We start from the raw sequence: 6768 nt of genomic DNA on the forward strand, positions 1-6768 counted from the left end.
GTCTGGCGAAGCTTTGCGTCGTTACAGCTTGATCGCGTCAGTCCTACTGCTCGCGAGCTGCAGTGGAACAATCGGGACCTTCACGCCCGTGACCCGCAATGTGGACTTGCCGGAAGGCCCGCCTGTCGAAGAAATCGTGACGATCTTCGATGATGCCCTTCATTGTCTGCGCGGCCACATTCCAGCTGGATTGACTTTCGCGGTGGGTGAAGTCGTCGATGCAACTGGTCGTGAAAGCTATTCTGATGGTGGAACCGGGCGTTTCATATCTCAGGGCGCTGGAGAGATGGTGCAGTCGTCACTGTTCCGGTCTGGTGCTGCGGTCGTCAACCGTCGTGATCCTGCCATTGCGGTAATGGAAACCCAGTGGGGCATTCGCGATATCCAGAGACAGTTACCCGTTAACTTCTATATCTCCGGGAGCATCAATAGCCTCGACTTTATTCCGGGTGGAGGCGCAAGCATCTCGGTTGCCGGCGTAGGTCCAAGTTATCGCCAGAGCCGCATCCTGGTGGGTCTCGATCTGTCCATGACAGATGCCCTGACCGGTCGGATTGTTGCCAGCGTTCCGCTTCAAAGGCAGATGTTCTCGCGAGAAGTGGGAGCGAGCGTAGGTCGGTTCTTCGGCGATACTCTCGTCAGTCTTGAGGCTGGTGGGCAGGAACGCGAGGCGGTTCATTTCGTACTGCGTCAGATGCTGAGCCTCGCAACCTTCGAACTGGTCGGTCAGGTCGCGAATGAAGCCGCGTACCAGAATTGCAGATCGTCCATCTCGGCATTCGCGGGCGGTGGTCGCCCGCATCGCAATGGATCGCCAGAGGCAATCCGCGATGCGTTGCAGGTGGCTGCGGCGGCGGCTACCGAATCCGACCAGACCGAACCCACAGCTGATGGCAATCAGGGCGGAGCAGAGGCTCGGGAAAATGCTGCGATTTCTGTGGAAGAGCACATCAACGAGCTTTCCAACCAGGCCTCCGTGCTTGCTGCGCGTGCGATTGCTGCCGCGGAGGAATCGATCGCGTCCACAACTCCGGATGTGCAGGCCCAGAAAGCAGCTGAAGCTTTGCAACTAGTGCGGCTCGCCGGCCAGGCACTGCGGAGGGCTGCGGAGCTTGGAATGGACGGTCCGCGGGGCGATGCGACAGCCATCGTCGTTCAGCGAGCCCTTGAGCTGACAATAGAGGCCAACGAACTTCTCACTCCGCCGGAGGAAGCCTCCGAGGAATCGCAAACGGCCGACGCCGCGCCCGAAGATGCGGTCGTGGACGCCGAACAGGACAGTACAGCAGTCGATCCGGGGCAGGAGGACGCTGCAGTCCCGTAAGCACTGAGTTGAAATTCCACTGATTTCGCCGGGATGGGGGAAGCCAGTGGAGGGGCCTGTCACAGGGTCCCACCCAAGGGGCCCTTACCCCCCTTTAACAATCCTGAGATCGGTGGACAGGGGCCGGTCTTGAATTGAAATGAGGGAAAGCATGAAAAAGCTTCTTGCAACTTCCGCCATCGCAATTGTCGCTCTGAGCGGCGCAGCGTCGGCGCAATCGGTTCTGGAACGTGTTCTGGGCCAAATCGACAACGCCACCAACCTGGCCTCCGTGAACGGCACCTTTGCCAACATCGCGGAAAACATCGGTAACGGTTCTGCTGTTACGGTTTATATCGATGGCGAAGAAAATGTGATCTCGCAAGACGAGTATGAAGCAGGTCTTCAAGACGCAATCGATACTGCGGTAGCTGCTCTGCCTGCTGCTGAATTGGCGATCATTGCGGGCGGTATGCCGGATGCTGCAGACTATGGCGATCTGACGATCGCAGAGAACCAGACAGCGTATAACAATGCAGTGACTGCTTATAACGCTGCAGTGAGCGCGCAGCAAACTGCTATCTCTGGTGCAACCACTACCTACGAGGGTTTGTACACTGCTGATCTGATCGAAGTTTCTGGTCTGCAGGGCATCGATGGCTCGATCAACAACACGCTGGACGGCATCAACGGTGCCACTCAGGAAGCCATCGCGTCGATCGACGTGTCGGCCATCGAGTGGAACATGCCGACCTTCGACTTCGGTGACATGGCGACCACGGCGCTCGGTGCGGTGAACACCGGTGACATCACGCTGGGTGTGAACTCGGCGGTTGATGAAGCCTCCACTTCGACCACCAACGCCATCTCGGCAGTGATCAACCAGCTGGGTGGTTCGGCTGACACCGGTGCAATCGTGCTGAACGTCGCGTCGAACATGACCGGCGTGAACGGCTCCATCAACAACGTGATGGAACAGGTCAACGGCTCGATCGGCAACCTGTCCACCACCGCACTTGGTGCAGTTAACACCGGTACGATCGTGTCGGGTGTTGACGCAGCCGTTGCTGGTATCGTCGGTTCCACCTCGGGTGGCTCGAACGGCCAGTAAGGCAAATCAAAAAATGGGGTGGCGTTTGTACGCCGCCCCAGCACAGCCAAGGATGACAAATTGAGTTTTTTTGACACTGAAAGCGAAAATTATCGCCAGGCCATGATGGCCGAGGGGTCGACTCTGTGTTCGTACCTAGTCGCACTCGCGGCAGTTCAGCGTGGCCTGAATGTCGAATTTATTAGCCAGGTTCACAGACATAAGCTCTTTCGTGGAACGCCTCCTTCATTTATTCCTGCGTACTTCAGACTTAGCGACAGCAAAGGCCGGGAAGTCTATTTTGACAGATCCAGAGGGGAAAAGTCGCTTGTTGCCGCTTCCATCAACTCATCAAATAAATTCATCAGCAAGGAGATCTTCCAGCGGGCAGGTGTTTCTGTTGCAGATGGAATTCAGTGCAACAAAGATAATGTTGATGAAGAGGTCAAGAAGCTACGCAACAAAGACGCCGTGTTCATAGCCAAGCCTGTAAAGGGTTCACTTGGAGCAGGTGTAGTGCTTGGCTTAACTCTGAAAGACGCTGTAGAGCACGTCAAGTCTCAAAAAAAAGATTTTATCATTGAACAGATGATTAGTGGGCCAGAGTTCAGGGTCGCTGTCGTTGATGGTCGCGCTGTCAGTTCATTCGAGCGTCTCTCTCCGTCTGTGGTCGGTGACGGCCGGAAAACAATACGAGCCCTGGTTGAGGAGTTGAATGCGCGATTGAGGGTTAATCCACACTCTCGGACCTCGCTGATCAATCTTGACAAGTTACTTTTGTGTCCGGCTCTGACCGGAAAGACAATGGATTTTGTTCCGAAATTTCTTGAAAAGATCGTCCTTAGTGAGAAGAATTTTGACACGGGTCGAGAAATAAAACACGCTACCGACTACGTACCTGCTGCAGTTACTGAAGAGGCAGTGAAGGCCGCGAATATAATTGGGCTTCCGAATTGTGGTATAGATGTTCTCTACGATCCAGAGATCAGTAAGGCTTATGTTCTGGAAGCTAACCCACGACATCATCTGGGTGGACATACTTTTCCGACTATTGGTCGCGGGGATGGGCTTGCTGTGCCGAGTGCCATTATTGATTTCTACTTTCCACAAACAAAGATGGTACGCCCGGATCCGGAATTTGGGCTAGATTTTTCCGCAGTGAACGAGGCTATGAACACTATGAATTTTGATAGCGTGCGGCCCGTTTCGAGACAATTGGATTGGGTTAAGCGCATAGTAAAGATAGCGCCTTCGCGAGAGAATTCTGATAAGATCAAAAAATTTCTCCGACTGATGTGCATGTATGTTGCGGTTGTGAGGGAGGGAAGTGACGAGTGCGTTCTTGCAGCGTACTTCGACAAGGATGCCTATGCTAAGATCCTTAAAAGAAAGAAGAAAACGAAGGAAGTGCTTGCAACGCCAGAGATTGACAGGCAAATATTCGGTATAAATCGGCAGAAGTGATAATTTCTTGTGAAAAGGTCTGAGAAATAGACCTGATATTTAACTTCCTTGATTGAGCTACTTTTCTTTCAAGAATTCCGCATCATCAACTGCCCGATGATGCGGTGCTGGGTCTGTTTCGCCCCCCAGGCACGACCCAGGAGAGGTTCGGCGCACGAACGGGCGCACACGTCGTGCTGCCGAACCTCCGAACTTTTTGGATCGGCTGCTGTCTTTTTTGCCATGCGACAGCAGTCGAGGGCGTTCTTGCTCCCCGGTGAGAGCCCTCTGGAGACCCGCTGGTTTCAAGCCGAGACCAGCGGGTCGACATTTTGGAAAGTTGCAGGCCTGTCACAGCTGAAAAAATGCTGAATGATCACTGATACAGCATCGCGTTGCCGGCGGTGCTATGCTATATTTGTCAACAGCAAAAACCGGTATGAAACCCGGTCGCGTGATAGAGACGTAAGTGACTGATTATTTGGTATAAAATCTGGGACCAAGATGTCCAAAACAGTGCTTACTAAAGCCCGACAGAGGGGGGCGAAGGCTTGAAATATCAGGTGTCTATAGTTTTGAGACGGGTCCGCCAGGATGTGGGTCTCTCAATGGCGATGCTGGTGTTCGTCGGGGTGGGTCCTGCGTCCGGTGAGACTGTATTAGAGCGCGTTCTGGCATCGTTTAATAACCCGATGTTGAATGGCGTCTTCGTGAACGCTGCGGAAACCGCTTTCCACCCTATGACATTTGATCCGGCCTTTGCCTTGATCGATGGCACCATCAGCAACACGATCTATGGGGTTACAATTCCCGAGATATCCTCTGAAGTGTACGCTGCAGAAGCTCTTAGCGCCTTAGCAGTATTCGAAGTTGAAAGCGAAGATGCTTTGTCTATCGGTGGTGTCAACACAGGTCAGGTTATTCTAGATCAGGTCGAGGATTTCAGCACCGGCATCTGGACGGGTGCGAACATGGTGTTGGATCAAGTCACAACCACAACGACAAATGCATCATATATGCAATTAGCACAGCTTGGAGGAAGTTTTGATGGCGCTGTTTTGGCTCTGAACATTTCCGCCAACGAAGCAATTGTTCGAGGTAGGGTTGAAAATCAGATTACCCAAATAAGCGCGTCTGTAGGTCAGATAACGGCAACTGCTATTGGTGCCGTGAACTCTGGCACGATTCAGTCGGGTGTTTCTTCGATAGTCAGTGAAATAACTGGTCTATGATATTGTCAACCGCGTGGACACCCAATTTTGTTGATTTTCGAGACGTCACCCCGTTGCTACTGACACATCCTTAACTTTTTTATCGGATCGCGGTTTTTTTCGGGAATCTGGCTACTTTAATAGCCAAGCTTGCTGCATTTTGTGCTGCTAATCAAACGTCCGAAGCGATCGGTGGTGGCGAGTACTTCGCGCATCTTGCTCTGAACATAGCAACTAATGCACCCAGCACATCCGTAGCGGTTCTGACTGCAATTCGGGCGCACTCCGCGACTGCTCGGGGTTTTGTTACTGCTGCAATCGATGTAGTGATCGGAAGAGTCGTACGACAATAATCATCCGCCAGTTCTTGCCGCTGCGGAGCTAATGAGTAAAAAGACATGCTTTTATAAGCATCAGTCTACTCTTCAAAATAACTTTCGATAATCATACATCTATAGATGTATATCCCTTTCGTTTGCTTAATTAAGCCGTCGAGCTTCTGTGGTACTACTACCCTTTGACGTGACGTACTGGGTCGCTTGCCAAGAGGGGAAGAATACTTGAATAGCGCGGTCGGCAGTGGCGATAGAGTCGCCTCTCGTATCTTCATGTTTGAGCGAGTTGCAGCGTGCGAGAAACCAATCGCACTTCGCGACACGTCAATCTACATTGTGTCCAAGAATGACTCCTTTATCTGGCACAAGGCTCACTCGTTGATTGGCGATTGCTCAAAGATTGTCTTTCATGATGCTGAGGACCCCTCGTTCACCATCTCCTTTTCCAGGGATGACTATGTCTTGGTTGTCGACATCGATGTTTTCGAGTGCTTGGATGATGCCATTGATTGGCTGTTGAAGGTTCGCTCGATCAACTCGAGTGTGCCGATTGTCATCCTTTCAGACAAGTTCACTTATGATGACCTCACTTTACAGCGGAGCGCTATTGCCGATGTCAGCGTCAGAACCCCATGTACCGTAAAGTTTCTTAAGGGCGCAATTGCGCAAGCTATTGAGAATAATGGTATATACCGAAAACAGCTGTCCAACTCGTCTAACGTACAATAGGAAAGCCTGAATATGACCTCCAAGTCCCTCGCTGCTGTGTGCTTCGCGTTCTACACCTCTCTGTCTTGCGGAGTGTTTGCTCAGGATATGACCCTGTCCGATACCCTATCGCTTGCGGAACGGATTGGTCCTCACGACTATCGCGCAGTCAGAGCAGTTCAAACAAATTTGGCCTACTACAGTTTCTATTCTGGCCCAATAGATGGCGTGTGGGGGCCTCAGACTGAACTCGCAGTAGAATTGGCACTCCGTTCGGAGCGCCCCCAATTGTACCAGATTGTGGAACACTCATCCAGCAACGTGGTTTCTCTTGTGCCTATTTTGGTTCCAGTATCCATTGTGCCATCTGACAGCTTCGTGACGCTGCCACATATCAATCGTGTGGTTCCAGCGTATTACCATATCGAAGGTCAGGGAAATGTGTGGCTGGATATTGGCTATCAATCCAACGAAACTGCACAGCGCTATCAAACCCTGTCTGTAGATCGGGTAGACGGCTACCGTGTTATTTCACCTACAGTTCGAGTTCCAGTTGTTCGTCACTAGGTAGTTGATCCCACGGTTTGGACTGCCCCGGGTTTGCCGGACTCTCCAACTCCTGAGAAAGGTGGAGCATCATGAGCAAGACAACCGGCCTTGTTGCACAAATCGAGTGAG

General features: G+C 52.0%; 6 protein-coding genes. All 6 read left to right on the forward strand.

Annotated features, from left to right (window positions below; all coding sequences use genetic code 11):
• Positions 1-88 precede the first annotated feature (88 nt).
• The gene (locus tag EP237_RS08990; protein WP_164744669.1) at positions 89-1324 is read left to right on the forward strand and encodes a CsgG/HfaB family protein; all 1236 of its coding nucleotides are present in this window, start codon (positions 89-91) and stop codon (positions 1322-1324) included.
• A 151-nt stretch (positions 1325-1475) separates the two neighbouring features.
• Positions 1476-2414, forward strand: a complete 939-nt coding sequence (locus EP237_RS08995; RefSeq protein ID WP_127560289.1) for a hypothetical protein — start codon at positions 1476-1478, stop codon at positions 2412-2414.
• A 60-nt stretch (positions 2415-2474) separates the two neighbouring features.
• The gene (locus tag EP237_RS09000; RefSeq protein WP_127560291.1) at positions 2475-3857 is read left to right on the forward strand and encodes a hypothetical protein; all 1383 of its coding nucleotides are present in this window, start codon (positions 2475-2477) and stop codon (positions 3855-3857) included.
• Between the two features lie 587 nt (positions 3858-4444).
• On the forward strand, positions 4445-5068 hold the full coding sequence (locus tag EP237_RS09005; protein WP_127560293.1) for a hypothetical protein: 624 nt from the start codon (positions 4445-4447) through the stop codon (positions 5066-5068).
• 539 nt (positions 5069-5607) lie between these two features.
• The gene (locus EP237_RS09010) at positions 5608-6111 is read left to right on the forward strand and encodes a hypothetical protein (protein ID WP_127560295.1); all 504 of its coding nucleotides are present in this window, start codon (positions 5608-5610) and stop codon (positions 6109-6111) included.
• A gap of 87 nt (positions 6112-6198) precedes the next feature.
• Positions 6199-6657: a peptidoglycan-binding domain-containing protein gene (locus EP237_RS09015; RefSeq protein WP_164744670.1), complete on the forward strand. Its 459-nt coding sequence runs from the start codon at positions 6199-6201 to the stop codon at positions 6655-6657.
• Positions 6658-6768 lie beyond the last annotated feature (111 nt).

Origin of the sequence: Nioella ostreopsis (assembly GCF_004000255.1) — a bacterium.
Taxonomy (GTDB): domain Bacteria; phylum Pseudomonadota; class Alphaproteobacteria; order Rhodobacterales; family Rhodobacteraceae; genus Nioella; species Nioella ostreopsis.

Coding starts and splice junctions, on each gene's coding strand:
- EP237_RS08995 (WP_127560289.1), top strand. CDS start 1,476: ATGAAAAAGCTTCTTGCAACTTCCGCCATCGCAATTGTCGCTCTGAGC.
- EP237_RS09005 (WP_127560293.1), top strand. CDS start 4,445: ATGGCGATGCTGGTGTTCGTCGGGGTGGGTCCTGCGTCCGGTGAGACT.
- EP237_RS09015 (WP_164744670.1), top strand. CDS start 6,199: ATGACCCTGTCCGATACCCTATCGCTTGCGGAACGGATTGGTCCTCAC.